Origin of the sequence: Cohnella phaseoli, from assembly GCF_003386235.1 — a bacterium.
Taxonomy (GTDB): domain Bacteria; phylum Bacillota; class Bacilli; order Paenibacillales; family Paenibacillaceae; genus Cohnella; species Cohnella phaseoli.
Genome location: NZ_QRDZ01000018.1, coordinates 90,329 through 106,233, shown reverse-complemented (window position 1 = coordinate 106,233; position 15,905 = coordinate 90,329). Strand labels below are relative to the sequence as shown.

The window sequence follows — 15,905 nt, the reverse complement described above, 5'->3', positions numbered from 1 at the left end:
GTTCATTCCCCTCGCCCCAAGCGGTATCCCGCGCCCGGATGCCGCTCTGGAAGCCGGGCGCGGCCGACTCCGAACAGCTTCTCGCGCATCGTGCCCGCTACGTAGCTTGTTTTGTATAAACCCCGTTCCTGCAAGATCGGCACGATCAGCTCGACGATTTCCTTAAGACTGCCTGGCGTAACCAGGTGGCCGAGATTAAAGCCGTCGATACCGGTTTTCTCGACCCACTCCTGCATCCGGTCGGCGACCTGCTCGGCCGAGCCTTTGAGCAGCACGGTTCTTCCGCCGATTCTAGTAACGGACTCGATCACTTCCCCGTAGGTCATCTCCTTCGGAGACAGCTTCGTATATCTCGCCATGACCGTCTGCCCGTGATCCGTCGCCCGATAGGTCAAAATCTGGTTCGGATCGCCCTGCGCCAGGTCGATTCCCGTATATCCGCCATAGATGGCCTGTGGGCCGTCCGTACTGCTTAGATCGGTCAATTCGCGATATTTCTCCTCCGCCTCGGCTTCCGTTCTTCCCACGATCGTGCTGAGCGCCATGAACACTTGGACATCGTCCGGCTCCCTGCCGTACGCGGCCGCTCTGGCACGAATGTCGTCCACGTAAAACTTCATGCTCTCGAAGGAGTGACCGTCGATGAAGACGCATTCCGCGTGTTTGGCGGCGAACGCCCTGCCCCTCTCCGACGCGCCCGCCTGATAAATGACCGGAGTCCGCTGGGGCGAAGGCTCGCTCAGATGAGGTCCGGGAACCCGGTAATGCTTCCCTTCGTGACCAATCTCCCGAACCTTGAGAGGATCGGTATAGACGCCTGCGGCCGGATCGCGAACGACGGCGTCATCGGCCCAACTGCCCTCCCACAGCTTGTAGACGACTTCCATGTATTCCTCGGCCCGCTCGTAGCGCTCGTCGTGTCCGATCATCCCGTTCAGCCCGAAATTGCGGGCGGCGCTCGGGAGGAAGGACGTGACGACGTTCCAGCCGATACGGCCGTTCGTCAGATGATCCAGCGTCGTCATTCGTCTCGCATGGGCGTAAGGATGCTCGTAGGTCGTCGGCACCGTCACGGAGAAGCCGAGATGTCGGGTCGCATAGGCCATCGTCGGGATAATCAGCGCCGGATCGTTGATCGGGGCCTGGACGGCGTCCCGCAGCGCGGCGTCGCGGCTGCCGCGGAACACGTCGTAAAACCCGTATACGTCCGCGAGAAAAAAGGCGTCGAACAAGCCGCGCTCCAGCAGTTGCGCCAGTTCGACCCAGTACCGCAAATCCTTGTAACGATGCCGCTCGTTGTCCGGATGTTTCCACAGGCCATGCGGATTGTGCATGGCCGCGTTCATGTCGAAGGCGTTGAACCGGATCTGCTTTGCCATCGCTCAGCCCTGTTCCTGGACGCCAAGCTCATACTTGGCGACGTACAGCCGGCACAGCTCGCTGGAATAAGCCATCAAGCCGCCCGCCTGGGCATCGCGCAGATGGCGCTCGAAGGACAGCGCGCGCGTGAACGCCAGCCCTCCTCCGACGCGCAAGCCGAGATCGGCTGCATCCTTGGCGATCTGATTCGCCAGGATTTTGGCTTCCATCGAGACGATGATCGTCTCCCGGGAGCCCTCGTCCGCCAGCTCCAGCAATCGCTCGGCCAACAGCTTGGCGGCTTTCAGGCGAACGTGAACGTCGGCCGTTTCGTACTGAATCCACTGTACGAGAGAGAGCGGCTTGCCATCGGCCAGCTTCTTCCCTTTCGCCTGCGCGATCAGCGCGTCGTACGCCGCCTGGGCGATGCCGAGCGACAGCCACGGCAAGCCTAGCGCGATCAGATTTTGGCGCGGGGACGCGGCCTCGACGAAGCGGTTGGCCGCTTGAAGCCGGGTGCCGCGGAAGCCGATCAATTGGCTTCGCGTGCCTCGCATGCCGAGCGCGTCCCAGATGTCGTGAATATCGACCGTATCGTCCCGTTCCACGCCGAAGAAGGCGGGCTGGCCATCGATGCTCGCGTTGATCAGGAAGTAATCGGCCAGTTCGGCGCCGGAGACGAAGCGTTTCGCTCCGTCGAGACTCCAGTCGCCGTCTCCGAGCGGCGTCGCCTCCTGTACGGGATTCAGGAACAGATTGCCCGAGGAAGGCTCGCTAAGCGCGTTGGCGAAGCGCTTGCCCTGCTTCCACTCCCGCAAATAATGCTCGGATCTCTCCGGCGAAGAGAGCGTGATCAGCGATTCGGCGGCGGCTGTGTTCATCAGCCAGACGCAAGCGGTCGACGGGCACCCTCTGGCGATCTCGAACACGATCCGTCCGAACGTCCGGTACGAGATGCCCGCTCCGCCTTTCTCTTCGGGAAGAACCGCCGTGTCGAGCCCGCGCTCAAACAGCTCCCGCAAGTTATCTTTCGGCAGCTCGGCGTTCCGGTCGATCTCGGCCGCCGTCAAGGCGAACTTCGCCGACAGCTCGGACGCGAGATCGATCAAACGCTGCTCCTTCGCATGCGATATCAAAGTGCTCATAGGTAGTTTCCTCCGTCGCGCGTTCTGTGCGTTTGCGTTATTTCGGCAAATATTCCGTCGTGAACGCTTCGTTCACGTCGACGTCGTTCTTGAGCAAGCCGACTTCCAGCAGTTGCTTCTTGTTCTCTTCCCAGCGCGCTTCCTTCATGACGCCGAAGCCTTCCGTCGCGGCGTCGCCTCCCGTTACGAACGGCTTGTAGGCGACGGCCTGCTCGTTCATCGCGGGGATCGGCAATTCCTTGTTGTCCTCATGAATGCGCACGTTCACTTCCTCGAAGTGGTCGAAGTAATACGCCCAGCCTTTCTTCACGGCGCGCAAGTAGCCTTTTACGACCTCCGGATTTTCCTTCAGGAAGCTTTCCGACGTAATGATCGTAATCTCGTAAGGATCGTAGCCCGACTCGGACAGCAGGAACGGTTCCGCTTCCACGCCCTGTTCTTTGAGCGTAATCGGCTCGGAGGTGGAGAAGCCGTGCAGCAGGGACGTCTCGTCCGCAAGGAAGCGCACGAGCGTTCCGTCGGTCACTTGCTCTTTCAATTGCAGATTGTATTTCTGCTTCACGTACTCGTATGCCGGCACCCCGGGAACGAAGAAAGCGGTGCGGCCGTTCAAATCCTCGAACGATTGAATGTTCTGCGATTTATGGAAGATCAGCGCCTGAGGCGAGCCTTGCAGAGCGGCCGCCACGGCTACGATCGGCAGCCCTTCCTCGCGGTTCTGCAACACGGTATCGGCTTTGGCGAATCCGAATTCGGCATTGCCCGTGGCAACGATTTGCCTGCCGTTCACTTTGGGGCCGCCCGGCTTGATCGTCACGTCGAGACCTTCCTCGGCGAAATAGCCCTGAACTAGCGCGGCGTATTCTCCTCCGTATTCTGGCTCGGCAAACCATCCGAGTTGGACGGTGATTTTGCGAGGTTCTTTCGGCTTCTCCTCCGAAGAGGCGGAAGGGGAAGCCGCAGGGGACTGCGACGCGGAAGCGGAAGGCTTCGGAGACTCCGGCGAGGCGGAGGACGCCCCCGGTTCCGCTTTGCCGCCGCAAGCAGCTAGGATTACGGTCGTTATCAGCAATAAAAGAATTAATTTGAACGGTTTTCTGATCATAGTCATCGTCATCATTCCTTTGGATAAAATTTAATCGTCTTCGGGCGCGAGCTCCGACTCGTGCCAAGAGCCCAGCAACTCGCGGGAAAACCAATTCACGAGCTTATAGAAAGCAATGCCGAGCAGCGAGGCCATCAAGCCGCAGGCGAACAGATACGGCGTCTGAATCCGCATTGCCGCATACGTAATCGCATAGCCAAGGCCGCCCTGCCCTCCGCCGACGCCGGCGACGTATTCACCGACGATCGCGCCGATCACGCAGAGAGAGCAGGAAATTTTGAGGCCGCCCACGATGTACGGAAGCGCCGCGGGAATGCGTAGCTTCCACATCGTCTGCCATTTCGAGGCGTTGTAGAGGCGGAACAGGTTTTTCAAATGTTGATCCGTAGAGTTAAGCCCGATCAGCGTGTTGGACAGCATCGGGCAGAAGCCGATCAGAAAAGCGATAATGACGATCGACCTCAGCCCCGCATCGAACCAGATGACGATGATCGGAGCGATGGCGACGATCGGAATCGTCTGCAGCACGATCGCGTACGGATAGACGCTTCTCTCGATCACTTTCGAACTGGCGAGCAGAATCGCGCCCAACACGCCTCCGACGACGGAGAGCAGAAAGCCGATCACGGTTTCCAACGCCGTCGTGTATACGGAGCCGAACAGGCTCCTCCAGTTGTCCCCGACTGATGCGACGATGTCAGTCGGCTTCGGCAGCATGTAAGGCGGAATGCCGGCTTGACCGACGATCAGCTGCCATAACCCGACGAAGAGCACGAAAGCGACGACGGGCGGGACGATGCGCCATAGCTTTCCGCTTCTAATGGCGTTCATAGCGCACACTCCCTTTCTTGCGAATCGTTCCCACGATCCGATTAATGCTTGAGCGACTCGCTTACTTCGCTGACGTATCGGCCGAAGTCGGGATGAGCCCTGAACCGCTCCCCGCGCGGATACGGCACGTCGATGCGGATTTCGCCGGCGATTCTTCCCGGTCTCGGCGTCATGACCATGACCCTGTTCGACAGATACACCGCTTCGAAAGCGTTGTGCGTCACGAACAGGATCGTCATCCTCTCCGTTTTTTGCCGAATCGACAGCAATTCATCCTGCAGCGTCTGCCTCGTAATCTCGTCCAGCGCGCCGAAAGGTTCGTCCATAAACAATATCCGCGGATTGGCGACGAGCGCACGCGCGATCGACACGCGCATTTTCATGCCCCCGGACAGCTCTCGCGGCAGCGCTTTGGCATAATCCTGCAAGCCTACGAGATGCAGCACCCGTTCCGCTTCTTCGATCTGGCGCTTTCTGGGCTGCTTGCGAAGCTGCAGCGGCAAGGCGATATTATCCCTTACCGATACCCACGGAAGCAGCGTTGCTTCCTGGAAGACGCAAGCAATGCCGTTGCTCTTCCTGGCTTCGTCGGGAGATCCGCCGAGAATTTCTATTTCTCCCCCGGTCGGCGCGGACAAACCCGCGGCCATACGAAAAATCGTGGATTTGCCGCAGCCCGAAGGTCCGACGAATGAAACGAAATCCCCCTCGCGAACGCTCAAATTCGCCTGCTGTACGGCGATCGTTCCGTTTTTATACGTTTTCGAGACGTTGTTCAGGCCAAGCACTTGCATTTCCGTCTCCCTCCTCCTTGCAACCAGCCGTCCCAACTCTATTTCAACGAACCTCCAGTTGTCTGGTCAGTAGAACGCCCCTGGCAGCTTCCGCCGCTTCAGGTTAATAGGAATCTTAATTTACCAAATTCCTATGTGTCAAGTAGGATTAATTATTGTGAAACGGTCGCGTTTACACTAAAATGAACATAGTCGAGTTTACTCAAGCTCGAAGCGAACTGAAATTTGGACCACGATTAGGAGGGATTAAAGATGGCGGCAAAACGCAGAAGATTTACGCCCAGCCAGAAGGCGCACATTTTATCCAAGCTTCTTGAGGAACAGGTCAGCGTCGCCGGATTGGCCGAGGAATACCGGATATCGCCCGTCGTTTTGAACAGGTGGAAAAATCATGTCGTCCAAAACATGCACAAGCTGTTCGAAAACGAGCGCAAGTCGGAAAACGAACTGAAGACCGCTTACGAACATAGGATCGAGGAGCTGCAGGAGGAGGCCGACAAGCTGCGCCTGCAGCTGGAGTGGCTGAAACAGGCCATGATTTCGAGACTTCCCAAGGAACATCGCAACGAACTCGTCGCCAAGGACGACGGAGACTTGCCGATCCGTACGAAAACCGCTCTGCTCGGCTTGAGCCGTTCAACGCTTTATTACCGGATGAATCACGGCTCCCCTGCGAGACGATCGCCGCTGGAGGACGAACGACAAGAAGTCGCCCACTTCCCCGCCTACCTGTTCGCCAGCTTAAGCATCGAGCCGCAGCGCTCCAGTCGCGAAAAAGAGCTGTCCAAGCTCAAGATTATCAACGGCTGGATGGACGTGTTCGGTGGCTATCATTGATACCGAACTTATTTTTTCCGTTTTCGTGTCCAAGTCGAGACGACTCAACTCTCCAACCGTATTTATCATTCTGCTTCAGTAATACTAGATTAAGAATTTCTCATAATAAAGAAAGAACCTGCACACTGGTATACATTCGCCCGCGTGGAGGTTCTTTCGAACAGTATGGATTAACTTATGAAACCGAGAGAACCAGCTTGCTTACGTCCTTAACAAGGCTGTTAAACTCCAATTCCTCGAACAGAGACGCGATTTGGGCCTGATTCGGCTGCCAGTAACACTCCTCTGCGGTGCAGATGACAGGCGCTTCGCAATGAATCGTCGCCAGTTCGCGGCATAGGTGCAGCATCTCGACGTCCGCTTCAATTTTAGCTTTAACGCCCTTTGGCAGCATGTGCAGGTTTTCCAGAATACCGTCAATAGAGCCGTACTCTATGAGCAGCTTAGTCGCCGTCTTCTCCCCGATGCCTTTAACGCCCGGATAATTGTCCGAGGTGTCCCCGATTAATCCTTTCAGATCGATGAACTGCTTTGGCGTTAATTGCTTCTCTTCCAGCAGCATCCCCGGATCGTAGACCGCATAGTTGGACGGTCCCTTCTTCATGATCACCACTTTAACCCGCTCGTCGACCAACTGCAGCATATCGTGATCGCCGGTCAGCACATAGACGTCCATATGTTGGCCGAATTGCTTGGACAGCGTTCCGATGCAATCGTCCGCCTCGTAGCCGACGATGCCGACATTCGGAATGCCCAGCCCGCTTGCGACCTTTTTCACGAGGTCGAATTGCGGAATCAGATCCGCCGGAGCTTCCGGGCGGTTCCCTTTGTACGCGTCGAACTTCTCGGTCCGGAACGTCTTGCTGCCCATATCCCAGCAGCAGATAATATGCGTCGGGCCGAACGTTCGGCAAGCATCCAGCAAATACCTGACGAAGCCGAATACCGCATTCGTCGGAAGACCCGCTTTTGTCTTGCGGATGTAGCCTCCGTAAGCGTTGGCATAGTAGCCCCTGAACAGAAGCGCCATGCCGTCGACGAGCATCACCTTTGGTTCTGACATGTTCATTTCCCCCTTTATTTCCACGGATCGGTTCCTCGAACGAATTCACCGACTCGTTTCGCCGCCTCCGCCAGAATTTCCTCTTCCTCGACCAGCGCCAGCCTGACAAAACCTTCTCCCTCTGCGCCAAACGCGTTGCCCGGTATCGACGCTACGCCGGTAGCGGCCAGTAGCGACTGCGAGAAGCTGCGCGAGGACCAGCCCTCGGGAACACGCGCCCACAGGAACATCGTCGCCTGGGGAGACGTCACGTTCCAGCCTTGCTCGCGAAGAGCGCGAACGAATACGTCCCGGCGGCGCTCATATAGGCCGGAAATCGGCTTCGGCGCGTTCATATCCAGCTCCAGCGCCGCGATTCCCGCTTCCTGAGCGCCCAGGAAGACGCCGAAATCGATGTTGTTCTTCAGATCGCGCAAGCTGGACAGCACCTCCCGGTTGCCGACCGCAAAACCGAGTCTCGTGCCGGCCAAGTGATACGACTTGGATAACGAGTGGAATTCAATGGCGACGTCCAACGCGCCCGGCACTTCCAGCACGCTGGGCGGACGGAAGCCGTCGAAGGCCATCTCGCTGTAGGCGTTATCGTGAACGAGCAGAACGCCATGTTTGCGCGCCGTATGTACCGCCTTCTCGAAGAAGGCCAGATCGGCCGTCGCGGACAAAGGGTTGCTCGGATAATTCAAAATCATGAATTTGACTCGATCCCAGACAGCTTGCGGCACAGCCTCGAAGTCCGGCAAGTAGCCGTTCTCCTCCAGCAACGGCAGCGGAATCGCCTCGACGCCCGCCACCGCCAGCCCCGCGCCGTAAACCGGGTACCCGGGATCGGGCAGCAACGCCGCATCTCCCGGATCGGCAATCGCGAGCGGCAAATGCGCCAGTCCGTCCTGCGTGCCCATCAGGGAGAGAATCTCGCTTCGCGGATCCAGCTCCACGCCGAACCGATATTTGAACCACTTCGCTACCGTTTCCCGAAAGGCCAGTGTGCCTTCCGTTCCGGGATAGCGATAAGTATCGGACCGCAGGCTGGCGGCGGCCAGAACGCCGCGCAGCTCCTCCTCCGGCGGACGATCCGGGCTTCCGATATCGAGCGAAATGACGGATAATCCTTGTTCCCGCGCCTCCCGCTTCCAACCGGCCACCTCGGAGAAAATCGCCGAGCCGAGCCGGTCCAGTTTTTGCGCGCGCACATTAAGCTTCTTCATTGTCCGTACCACTCCGGACCGAATTCCTGTTCGCGGAAGCCGATCGTCGTTTTGACTCCGTCTGAAACGATAGGACGCTTGATGAGCATGCCGTTCGACGATAGCAGCCGAATTTTTTCTTCGTCGGACATTGCCGCCATTTTGTCCTTAAGCCCCATTTCCCGGTAGACTTCGCCGGACGTATTAAACCATTTGCCGATCGGCAGCCCGCTGGAAGCGATCAGCTTGCCCAGTTCTTCGGCTGACGGCGGCGTCTCGCGAATATCGTGCAGCTCCAACTCGTAGCCATGCTGCTTCAAAGCTTTAACGGCCGCCTTGCACGTGCTGCAAGTCGGCAGATGATACATTTTCAACGCTTTTGCCACTTCAACTAACCCCTTCGCTTAATCATTAGCCCATTTGCCGAGCTCTCGTTCCAGCAGTCTCATATCTTCCGGAAGCGCCGCGTCCAGCCTCATCTCTTCTCCCGTAACGGGATGACGAAAACCTAATCTGCAGGCATGCAAGGCCTGTCTGCCAATAATGCCGGATACCCTCTGCGCCGCCTCCGACTCGTTCCACCGTTCCTCCGAGTAGTAGCTGTCCCCGATAATCGGACAGCCGATATGCGTCATATGAACGCGAATCTGATGCGTTCGGCCCGTTCCCAGTCTCACGTCGATCGCGCAGGCTTGTTCCCCGTACGTTTCGGCGACCCGGTAAAACGTCAAGGACGGCGCTCCGTCCTCGCGCACAACGCGCCGGTGCGGATCTTCCGCCTGCCTTCCAATTGGCGCGTCGATTCTGCCCTCCGCCGCCGGAGGGCGGCCGTAGACGTACGTTCGATACTCCTTAACGACGTTCCCCTCGGACATTTGCGCCGACAACTGCTGCTGAGCGAGCGAATGCTTGGCGACGACGACCAGACCGGACGTATGCTCGTCCAGACGATGAACCGGACGAAACCTGACCCGTTCGCCTTTCTCCTGCCAATAGTGCATAACGCCGTTGGCCAGCGTATTTAGATAGTGTCCCGTCGTCGGATGGACGATCAGTCCGGCAGGCTTGTTCAACACGAGCAGGTGCTCGTCCTCGAACACGATGTCCAGCTCCATCGGCTGCGGCAGAATCGTTTCCGAGCTTTCCGCCTCCATGCGCAGGGAAATAACATCTCCCGCAACTACTTTATGGTTGGGCCATACCTTCTGCCCGTTGACGGACAGTCCTTCCTCCGACGTTTTAAGCCGCACCATCAGCCTGCGCGAAATGCCGATTCGCTTGCGCAGCACATCCCTTAGCGTGCGGCCTTCGTCACCCGTCTCCGCCACAAACTCGATCGGCGCGTAGTATTCCGTCCCCTTGCTTGTTTCGTCCATCCAGCTACGTCCTCCGGCGAAACACCGAAGCGCTCCGTTCGTATTCGACATCCGTCACATTCAAGCGGGCATTGGCCGCTCTTGCCGCGGAGAAGAAATAGTCCGACAGGCGGTTCAAGTATTTCCGCACCTCTTCCGGGCACTCCTGCTCCCGCGCCAAAGAGACGACCCTCCGCTCCGCCCGCCTGCAGACGGTTCTGCAAACGTGAAACAGAGCTGCCGGTTCGCTTCCTCCGGGTAAAATGAATTTCTCAAGCGGCGGATTAGACGCTTCCAGTTCGTCAATCCACCGTTCCAATCGTTCCGTCATCTCCGGGGCGACCTTCATCTTGTCCGGATCGAGGGAAGCGTAGCTCAAATCGGAGCCGCAATCGAACAGCTCGTGCTGAATCAGCGTGAGCTGTTCAAGCCGGTCGCTCCACTCCCCGTCCGGCAATCTGGCGATGACCGCTGCCGCTTGACCGACGAAGCTGTTCAACTCGTCGATCGTACCGTAAGCTTCCACTCTTGCATCGTCTTTCTCGACGCGCGCGCCGATTACCGACGTTTTCCCCCCATCGCCGGTCCGCGTGTAGATTTTCATTTGGTTTCGTTCCTCTCTTGTATACGATAGCCTTTCATTTCCACGGCCATTCCGGCCGTTACCCGATAGACGGCATGACTTGCCCTCAGCAAAACGCGATTCGCCTCCGCCAGCCGCCCGGCATATTCCAGTTCCAGGGCGGCAGGGGCTAAACCGATCGCCGGCTCTTCCGTCACGACGACAATCCTGCCCTCGAACGCCAGTATAGCCTGGATCGTCTGCTGCCATTTGGCCGCTTCGAACCGGAAGGCTTCGTCTATCGTTCCCTGGGCCTCCGTTCGCGCGAACGAAGCCCTGAGCCATCCCGACAAGCTGTCGACGACAACGACTCTCCGCTCCGCGCGATAAAAGTTCGACTCCATATTGATCGCATCGATCTTCTCGGGCAGAGTTCCGTCCGCCTCCGACATTGTCCTGAAGAAACCTGTTTCACTTCTACCCTCAGGATGTTCAGCCGCTTCCCCGTATGGAAAAGAAGGACAGGACAAGCGAATGCCTTCGCGCCCGACGGCAATCGCAAGCTCGTCCGCGAAAGCGGATTTTCCGCAGCCGATGCCGCCGATCACGAGCCACAGCATCTGCTCCCCCTCCTTGCTATAGAAAAAAAGAGGCCGGTGAGTTCGTCACCGCGCCTGCTCCCTGCCCAATAGAACAATCTTCATATATTCGTTAATCTTCCGATCTAATTGCCTGCTCAGCTCCATGACGGAATCCGCGACGAAGGAGCGCTCCTGCAGGAACGTATCCGTCATTACCTTCCTGAGAAGGTCGATTTCCTCCGCCAAATCCGCCGCTTGGCCCGAGTAACGAGAAATGGGTGCATCGGCTTTTGAAGACGACATTTTCTTCGATTTATGTTTTGCCTCAGCCATGTAACTCCCCCTTCTCATAATCGAGCGATATAGGTTGGGTTCAACTTATACAGACTCGACGGGTCGAAAATCATGGTTATTATAGCAAAACATTAATCGTTTGAATATGCTTTTTGTAATTTATTCATTTTTATTCCAAACTTCTAAGGAATTGATGAATTCTCTCCATCGCTTCTGTCAGTTGTACGACAGAGGTCGCATAGCAGCAGCGCAGGAAGCCTTCTCCGCCCTTGCCGAACACATGGCCGGGAACGGCTGCTACTTTGCCCTCCAGCAGCAGCCTCTCGGCAAACTGCTCGGACGTCAGTCCGGTCGATCGAACGGACGGGAACGCATAGAAAGCGCCCTGGGGCTCGTGGCATTCCAGCCCCATATCGCGGAAGCCTTGCACGACTAGACGGCGCCGCTGGTTATACGATTCCATCATGCGATCCTTCTCTTCCAACCCGCCCTTGGTCAAAGCTTCAAGCGCGGCTACCTGCCCCATCGTCGGCGCGCACATGATCGTATATTGGTGAATTTTGAGCATGGCGCTGATTAAATCCGGGTGTCCGCAAGCATAGCCCATCCGCCAGCCGGTCATCGCGAACGCTTTGGAGAAGCCGCTGACGAGTATCGTCCGGTCCTTCATCCCGGGCAACGACGCAAAGCTCGCATGCTTGCCGTTAAACGTCAGCTCCGCGTAGATTTCGTCGGAGATGACGATCAAATCGTGTTCTTCCACGATTTTGGCAATCGGCAGCATTTCTTCATAGGTCATGATTGCCCCGGTCGGATTGCTCGGATAGCAGAGAACCAGAATCTTCGATTTGGGCGTAATCGCCGCCCGCAAGCTTTCCGGCGTCAGCTTGAACTCGTCTTCGGCGAACGTCTCGATGCCTACCGCCACGCCGCCGCTTAGCGAAGTGATCGGCGAATAGGAGATGTAGCAAGGCTCGGGAACGAGAATTTCGTCGCCCGGCTCGATCAACGCGCGCAACGCCAGATCAATGCCTTCGCTGCCTCCCACAGTAACGATCATTTCTTTGCCCGGATCGTAGGTCAAATTAAATTGATTGTATAAGTATTGTCCGATCGCTTCCCGCAGCTCCAGCATGCCCGCATTCGGCGAATATTGCGTCTTGCCTTTTTCCAGGGAGTATACGGCTGCGTCTCTGACCCGCCACGGCGTCACGAAATCCGGTTCGCCTACGCCAAGCGTAATAATGTCTTTACCTTTGCTGGCGCTAACCAAGTCGAAGAAGCGACGGATTCCGGAAGGCGGAATCTCGCGGGCGCGGGAAGCCAAGTAACGCTGCATACCCTCGCTTCGCGAAGGATCGGCCAGCGCGACGTTCGGCTTTTCCTCATCTTTAATCATTGGACATTCTTCCTTTACGTTTACGTTAGACCGCAAGTTTATGGCGATACGAGCAGACGATGATCGTCTTCGATCTCTTCGAAAATAATGCCGTCCTGCTTATATTTTTTGAGAATAAAGAACGTTTTGGTGGAAATGACCGATTCGATCGTCGACAATTTGTTGGAGACGAACGAAGCGACTTCTTTCAGGTTTTTACCTTCGATCTCGACCAGCAAATCGAACGCGCCGGACATCAGATAGACCGATTTCACTTCAGGGTACAAATAAACGCGCTCCGCGATGTTCTCGAATCCGCGCCCTCTTTCCGGAGTGCAATTCACCTCGATCAACGCCGTTACCTTCTCATCGTCGACCTTGCTCCAATTGACGACGGTCGCATACTTGACGATGACGTTATCCCGCTCCATTTCCGCGATCGCCGCAGACACTTCCTCTTCGGCAGCCCCCAGCATCGTCGCGATCGTAGCGGCGGACAAGCGGGCGTCCTCCTTGAGCAAATCCAAAATGCTCAATTTCAATTCGTTCATCCTGATCCCTCCTGAATTACTCTTCATGATACATCAAAAACAGGCCGAATGGATAGTCAAATCCAAGGATGCTCTAAAAAATCCCCGTACCGGCGCTAGCGCGCCGATCGGGGACGAGTCTCGTTATTGGTAAGCCGGAGCTTGAGCGCCGTTCTGCGCATTCATCGCCATGTTGGCTTGCGCCGATTGCGTCTGCTGAACGAATTGCGAAGTCTTCTGTTGCGTCTGCTGGTACGACTTCAATTGCTTGTCGATATCCGGCTTAAGCGCCTGTGAAGGAAGGTTGTACATGTTGTTTTGCTGCATCGCGCTAAACAGTTCGCCTTGCAGCTTCAGCGTATCGTCGAGAAGTTGCGTGAACATTTGCCGAACGACCGGACAAGCCGATTCGGTTGCTGCCGTGGCGTATTCGCGAGTAACCCGTTTGAGATCGGCCAAAATCGTATAAGCCATATCCTCGTCGGGAAGCACCGGATTGTTAAACATCGTTAAAACCTCCTTTTAAGCTTGGGGTTGAGCCGGGGCGAGCGGTTGGTGCTGCTGTAGCGAGCTCAGCAGCGTGTTGTAGTGCTGCGTATGCACGTCCACCATGTGCGAGCACGCCTGGCGCAGCTGCTGATTCGTAATGGTAGCGGCTCCTATGGCGCACTGTTTGATCAACAAGTCTTCGTTCGACATCGAATCGGCGATGTATTCCAGTTCTTTGGCTGTGATGGCTTGCATGGATTATCATACCTCCCGGGCATTCATTGGCACATCAAGATGTAGTCTTTGTTGATTCCCCGTCGGGTATGCACCCGTAAACGGAACAAGTTTTCCCCCAGACATAAATAAAAACGCCTGCGGAAATCCGCAGACGCAAGTTACCGGCGCTACTATTTAAAAAATGTCCATACTCAAATAACGTTCGCCCGTATCCGGAGCGATGCACAGCACGCGCTTGCCCGGCCCCAGACGCCGAGCAACTTGCAAGGCCGCCCATACGGACGCCCCGGACGAAGGACCTACCAGCAGACCCTCCAGGCGTGCTAGACGTCTGGTCGTCTCCAATGCGTCCTCATCCTTAACTTGGATGATCTCATCGTATATCGAAGTGTTCAAAATTTGCGGCACAAAACCCGGGCTTGTCCCGACCAGCTTATGCGGCCCCGGCTGTCCGCCGGAAAGCACGGGAGAGCCTGCCGGCTCAACGACCGCAATATGTAGACCAGGGAGTTTCTCGCGCAATGCTTCCCCCGTCCCTGTAACCGTGCCCCCAGTGCCGGAGGTTGCGACAAACGCGTCCAGACGGCCGGCCGTTTGTTCGAGAATTTCCAATGCGGTCGTCGTACGATGAATGTTCGGATTGGCCGGGTTCTCGAATTGATTCGGCATGTAGCTGCCGGGGTTTTGCTCGATTAGCTCGCGAGCCTTGGCGATCGCTCCCGGCATGCGCTCGGCTGCCGGCGTGAGCACCACTTCCGCACCGTAGGCGCGAAGCAAAGAAATGCGCTCCGCTGTCATATTATCCGGCATAACGAGAATCAGTCGGTATCCTTTCGCAGCCGCATACATGGCAAGTCCGATGCCCGTATTGCCGCTGGTCGGCTCGACAATCAAGCTTCCCGGCCCGATCAATCCTCTCGTTTCCGCATCTATAAGCAGACCGGATGCGGCGCGATCCTTGACGCTTCCGCTAGGATTCATTTTCTCCAGCTTGACCAGCACTTGAGCGTCCTGCGGTCCCGTCAACCGCTGCAGGGCGACGGCAGGCGTGTTTCCAATCAGGTCGATTACAGATTGAACCATACGGGTCATACTTCATTCTCCTTATCATGGCGACTTAAGCCGCGTATAAAACGTTGACGCGCTTCATCTCCCAGAAAGGAATGAGTCGCAAAGCAGGACGGACATACAAACATCGTCAGCTTGAACGGAGCCTCCAGCAAAGGCGCATCCGAATTTCCCGGCAGGCGCGGAGCAAACTCGGCAGCCCCGACGAGACGCTCTCCGGCTTCAATCATATATTCGCGGCAGACTGGACATTCGGGCATGAGCGCCTGTTCGTCGTAGAGCTCCGTCAGCGCCTCGTCAAAGCGGACAAGCTGCTCGTTAGAATCCAGATCCTCCCCGTCCAGCCAGCCTAGGTCCTCGTCGTCGTCAATGGATACGAGACGCTCATCTTCCGCCTCTTCTTCCTCTGACTCTTCTTCGTCTCCAAGGCTGAATTGAAGCGTGCGATAGCCGTCAAGCTCATTGTCGCACACCGGACAAATTTTCTCCGGCTCTTCTCCCTCTTCTTGGATAATCTCGCTTTGACACCATGGACAAATAGTAACCGACATGACGTATTAAGCCTCCTTCATCATATAGAATACGCCGACCGCGATGAACAAAATCGCCAAGGCAAGCAAAGTTCCCCACAAATATTTCATAGCTTTTGTTCCCTCCGTGCTCAAATGACGGCTGCGCCGATAATATAGGACAAGGAAACGGACAATACGAGCGACAGGAGACCTACCGCACGATTATCCTTGCCGATTTCTTCGTCTACCCGAAAAACCGGGGTGAAAAACTCGAACAGAAAATACGCGACAAGCAGCAGCACGAATCCGACGGCCGACCACAAAATACTTTGATAAATCGTATCGTTAGCTTCAATCGAGAATCGGAAGATATTGCAAATTCCGAATATTTTGCCGCCGGTCGCCATGGCCGCCGCCAAGTTGCCTCTGCCGATTTCCTTCCACCCGTCATACTTCGTCACCCATTCGAAGCAAGAGAGAAAGACGATCAACGCCAATATGCCTACGGAAAAATAAGCCAGCACCGCAAGAAAAGGCTGAGACATGATGGAATCGACAACATCCTGCATTCGCAAGACCTC

General features: G+C 56.4%; 20 protein-coding genes. 1 reads left to right on the top strand and 19 read right to left on the bottom strand.

Going from position 1 to position 15,905, the window contains the following annotated elements:
• Window positions 1-2 precede the first annotated feature (2 nt).
• From DFP98_RS21705 to DFP98_RS21685, 5 genes are read right to left on the bottom strand one after another with little or no spacing between them, the layout of a single operon-like run.
• Window positions 3-1,379 (bottom strand): LLM class flavin-dependent oxidoreductase, encoded by a 1,377-nt coding sequence (locus DFP98_RS21705; RefSeq protein WP_116062705.1) that lies wholly within the window; start codon window positions 1,377-1,379, stop codon window positions 3-5.
• Between the two features lie 3 nt (window positions 1,380-1,382).
• Complete coding sequence (locus tag DFP98_RS21700) at window positions 1,383-2,504, bottom strand: acyl-CoA dehydrogenase family protein (RefSeq protein WP_116062704.1); 1,122 nt, start codon at window positions 2,502-2,504, stop codon at window positions 1,383-1,385.
• A gap of 37 nt (window positions 2,505-2,541) precedes the next feature.
• Window positions 2,542-3,615 (bottom strand): ABC transporter substrate-binding protein, encoded by a 1,074-nt coding sequence (locus DFP98_RS21695; protein WP_181917841.1) that lies wholly within the window; start codon window positions 3,613-3,615, stop codon window positions 2,542-2,544.
• Window positions 3,616-3,639: 24 nt separating this feature from the next.
• Window positions 3,640-4,440 (bottom strand): ABC transporter permease, encoded by an 801-nt coding sequence (locus tag DFP98_RS21690; RefSeq protein WP_116062702.1) that lies wholly within the window; start codon window positions 4,438-4,440, stop codon window positions 3,640-3,642.
• 41 nt (window positions 4,441-4,481) lie between these two features.
• Window positions 4,482-5,234: an ABC transporter ATP-binding protein gene (locus tag DFP98_RS21685; protein ID WP_116062701.1), complete on the bottom strand. Its 753-nt coding sequence runs from the start codon at window positions 5,232-5,234 to the stop codon at window positions 4,482-4,484.
• Window positions 5,235-5,486: 252 nt separating this feature from the next.
• Here DFP98_RS21685 and DFP98_RS21680 point away from each other — a divergent pair, with 252 nt between their 5' ends.
• Window positions 5,487-6,071, top strand: coding sequence for a transposase (locus DFP98_RS21680; protein WP_116062700.1), 585 nt, complete (start codon window positions 5,487-5,489; stop codon window positions 6,069-6,071).
• Between the two features lie 175 nt (window positions 6,072-6,246).
• Here the strand turns inward: DFP98_RS21680 and DFP98_RS21675 are convergent, their stop codons facing one another.
• The 14 genes from DFP98_RS21675 to DFP98_RS21610 form a co-directional block, all read right to left on the bottom strand.
• The gene (locus DFP98_RS21675) at window positions 6,247-7,140 is read right to left on the bottom strand and encodes a 5'-3' exonuclease (protein ID WP_116062699.1); all 894 of its coding nucleotides are present in this window, start codon (window positions 7,138-7,140) and stop codon (window positions 6,247-6,249) included.
• Between the two features lie 8 nt (window positions 7,141-7,148).
• Complete coding sequence (locus DFP98_RS21670) at window positions 7,149-8,339, bottom strand: aminotransferase class I/II-fold pyridoxal phosphate-dependent enzyme (protein ID WP_116062698.1); 1,191 nt, start codon at window positions 8,337-8,339, stop codon at window positions 7,149-7,151.
• On the bottom strand, window positions 8,336-8,704 hold the full coding sequence (locus DFP98_RS21665; RefSeq protein WP_246016633.1) for an arsenate reductase family protein: 369 nt from the start codon (window positions 8,702-8,704) through the stop codon (window positions 8,336-8,338). Before DFP98_RS21665 ends, DFP98_RS21670 begins: the two co-directional genes overlap by 4 nt.
• 18 nt (window positions 8,705-8,722) lie before the next feature.
• Window positions 8,723-9,694 carry an RluA family pseudouridine synthase gene (locus DFP98_RS21660; protein WP_116062697.1) on the bottom strand — a complete coding sequence of 324 codons (972 nt, stop codon included), beginning with the start codon at window positions 9,692-9,694 and terminating at the stop codon, window positions 8,723-8,725.
• 4 nt (window positions 9,695-9,698) lie between these two features.
• Window positions 9,699-10,277, bottom strand: coding sequence for a cob(I)yrinic acid a,c-diamide adenosyltransferase (locus DFP98_RS21655; RefSeq protein WP_116062696.1), 579 nt, complete (start codon window positions 10,275-10,277; stop codon window positions 9,699-9,701).
• Entirely contained in the window at window positions 10,274-10,855 is a 582-nt protein-coding gene (locus DFP98_RS21650; RefSeq protein WP_116062695.1) for a bifunctional adenosylcobinamide kinase/adenosylcobinamide-phosphate guanylyltransferase, read from the bottom strand. Before DFP98_RS21650 ends, DFP98_RS21655 begins: the two co-directional genes overlap by 4 nt.
• Window positions 10,856-10,900: 45 nt before the next feature.
• Window positions 10,901-11,149, bottom strand: coding sequence for an aspartyl-phosphate phosphatase Spo0E family protein (locus DFP98_RS21645; RefSeq protein ID WP_246016632.1), 249 nt, complete (start codon window positions 11,147-11,149; stop codon window positions 10,901-10,903).
• Between the two features lie 130 nt (window positions 11,150-11,279).
• On the bottom strand, window positions 11,280-12,509 hold the full coding sequence (locus DFP98_RS21640; RefSeq protein WP_116062694.1) for an aminotransferase class I/II-fold pyridoxal phosphate-dependent enzyme: 1,230 nt from the start codon (window positions 12,507-12,509) through the stop codon (window positions 11,280-11,282).
• A gap of 38 nt (window positions 12,510-12,547) precedes the next feature.
• A complete protein-coding gene (locus DFP98_RS21635) occupies window positions 12,548-13,039 on the bottom strand; it encodes an Lrp/AsnC family transcriptional regulator (RefSeq protein ID WP_116062693.1) in 492 nt (163 codons plus the stop codon).
• Window positions 13,040-13,162: 123 nt separating this feature from the next.
• A complete protein-coding gene (locus DFP98_RS21630) occupies window positions 13,163-13,525 on the bottom strand; it encodes a spore coat protein (protein ID WP_116062692.1) in 363 nt (120 codons plus the stop codon).
• A 15-nt stretch (window positions 13,526-13,540) separates the two neighbouring features.
• Window positions 13,541-13,762: a hypothetical protein gene (locus DFP98_RS21625; RefSeq protein ID WP_116062691.1), complete on the bottom strand. Its 222-nt coding sequence runs from the start codon at window positions 13,760-13,762 to the stop codon at window positions 13,541-13,543.
• 156 nt (window positions 13,763-13,918) lie between these two features.
• Complete coding sequence (cysK, locus tag DFP98_RS21620; protein ID WP_116062690.1) at window positions 13,919-14,836, bottom strand: cysteine synthase A; 918 nt, start codon at window positions 14,834-14,836, stop codon at window positions 13,919-13,921.
• Window positions 14,833-15,363, bottom strand: coding sequence for a hypothetical protein (locus tag DFP98_RS21615; RefSeq protein WP_116062689.1), 531 nt, complete (start codon window positions 15,361-15,363; stop codon window positions 14,833-14,835). The genes cysK and DFP98_RS21615 overlap by 4 nt, the downstream gene beginning before the upstream one ends.
• A 110-nt stretch (window positions 15,364-15,473) precedes the next feature.
• Window positions 15,474-15,893, bottom strand: coding sequence for a DUF350 domain-containing protein (locus tag DFP98_RS21610; protein ID WP_094045542.1), 420 nt, complete (start codon window positions 15,891-15,893; stop codon window positions 15,474-15,476).
• Window positions 15,894-15,905 lie beyond the last annotated feature (12 nt).

What these genes read in the sequence shown, in the direction of transcription:
- DFP98_RS21685 (WP_116062701.1), bottom strand. Translation starts at nt 5,234, where the DNA reads ATGCAAGTGCTTGGCCTGAACAACGTCTCGAAAACGTATAAAAACGGA.
- DFP98_RS21615 (WP_116062689.1), bottom strand. Translation starts at nt 15,363, where the DNA reads ATGTCGGTTACTATTTGTCCATGGTGTCAAAGCGAGATTATCCAAGAA.
- DFP98_RS21695 (WP_181917841.1), bottom strand. Translation starts at nt 3,615, where the DNA reads ATGACTATGATCAGAAAACCGTTCAAATTAATTCTTTTATTGCTGATA.
- DFP98_RS21660 (WP_116062697.1), bottom strand. Translation starts at nt 9,694, where the DNA reads ATGGACGAAACAAGCAAGGGGACGGAATACTACGCGCCGATCGAGTTT.
- DFP98_RS21640 (WP_116062694.1), bottom strand. Translation starts at nt 12,509, where the DNA reads ATGATTAAAGATGAGGAAAAGCCGAACGTCGCGCTGGCCGATCCTTCG.
- DFP98_RS21645 (WP_246016632.1), bottom strand. Translation starts at nt 11,149, where the DNA reads ATGGCTGAGGCAAAACATAAATCGAAGAAAATGTCGTCTTCAAAAGCC.
- DFP98_RS21705 (WP_116062705.1), bottom strand. Translation starts at nt 1,379, where the DNA reads ATGGCAAAGCAGATCCGGTTCAACGCCTTCGACATGAACGCGGCCATG.
- DFP98_RS21690 (WP_116062702.1), bottom strand. Translation starts at nt 4,440, where the DNA reads ATGAACGCCATTAGAAGCGGAAAGCTATGGCGCATCGTCCCGCCCGTC.
- cysK (WP_116062690.1), bottom strand. Translation starts at nt 14,836, where the DNA reads ATGACCCGTATGGTTCAATCTGTAATCGACCTGATTGGAAACACGCCT.
- DFP98_RS21675 (WP_116062699.1), bottom strand. Translation starts at nt 7,140, where the DNA reads ATGAACATGTCAGAACCAAAGGTGATGCTCGTCGACGGCATGGCGCTT.
- DFP98_RS21635 (WP_116062693.1), bottom strand. Translation starts at nt 13,039, where the DNA reads ATGAACGAATTGAAATTGAGCATTTTGGATTTGCTCAAGGAGGACGCC.
- DFP98_RS21680 (WP_116062700.1), top strand. Translation starts at nt 5,487, where the DNA reads ATGGCGGCAAAACGCAGAAGATTTACGCCCAGCCAGAAGGCGCACATT.
- DFP98_RS21650 (WP_116062695.1), bottom strand. Translation starts at nt 10,855, where the DNA reads ATGCTGTGGCTCGTGATCGGCGGCATCGGCTGCGGAAAATCCGCTTTC.
- DFP98_RS21700 (WP_116062704.1), bottom strand. Translation starts at nt 2,504, where the DNA reads ATGAGCACTTTGATATCGCATGCGAAGGAGCAGCGTTTGATCGATCTC.
- DFP98_RS21625 (WP_116062691.1), bottom strand. Translation starts at nt 13,762, where the DNA reads ATGCAAGCCATCACAGCCAAAGAACTGGAATACATCGCCGATTCGATG.
- DFP98_RS21655 (WP_116062696.1), bottom strand. Translation starts at nt 10,277, where the DNA reads ATGAAAATCTACACGCGGACCGGCGATGGGGGGAAAACGTCGGTAATC.
- DFP98_RS21610 (WP_094045542.1), bottom strand. Translation starts at nt 15,893, where the DNA reads ATGCAGGATGTTGTCGATTCCATCATGTCTCAGCCTTTTCTTGCGGTG.
- DFP98_RS21630 (WP_116062692.1), bottom strand. Translation starts at nt 13,525, where the DNA reads ATGTTTAACAATCCGGTGCTTCCCGACGAGGATATGGCTTATACGATT.
- DFP98_RS21670 (WP_116062698.1), bottom strand. Translation starts at nt 8,339, where the DNA reads ATGAAGAAGCTTAATGTGCGCGCGCAAAAACTGGACCGGCTCGGCTCG.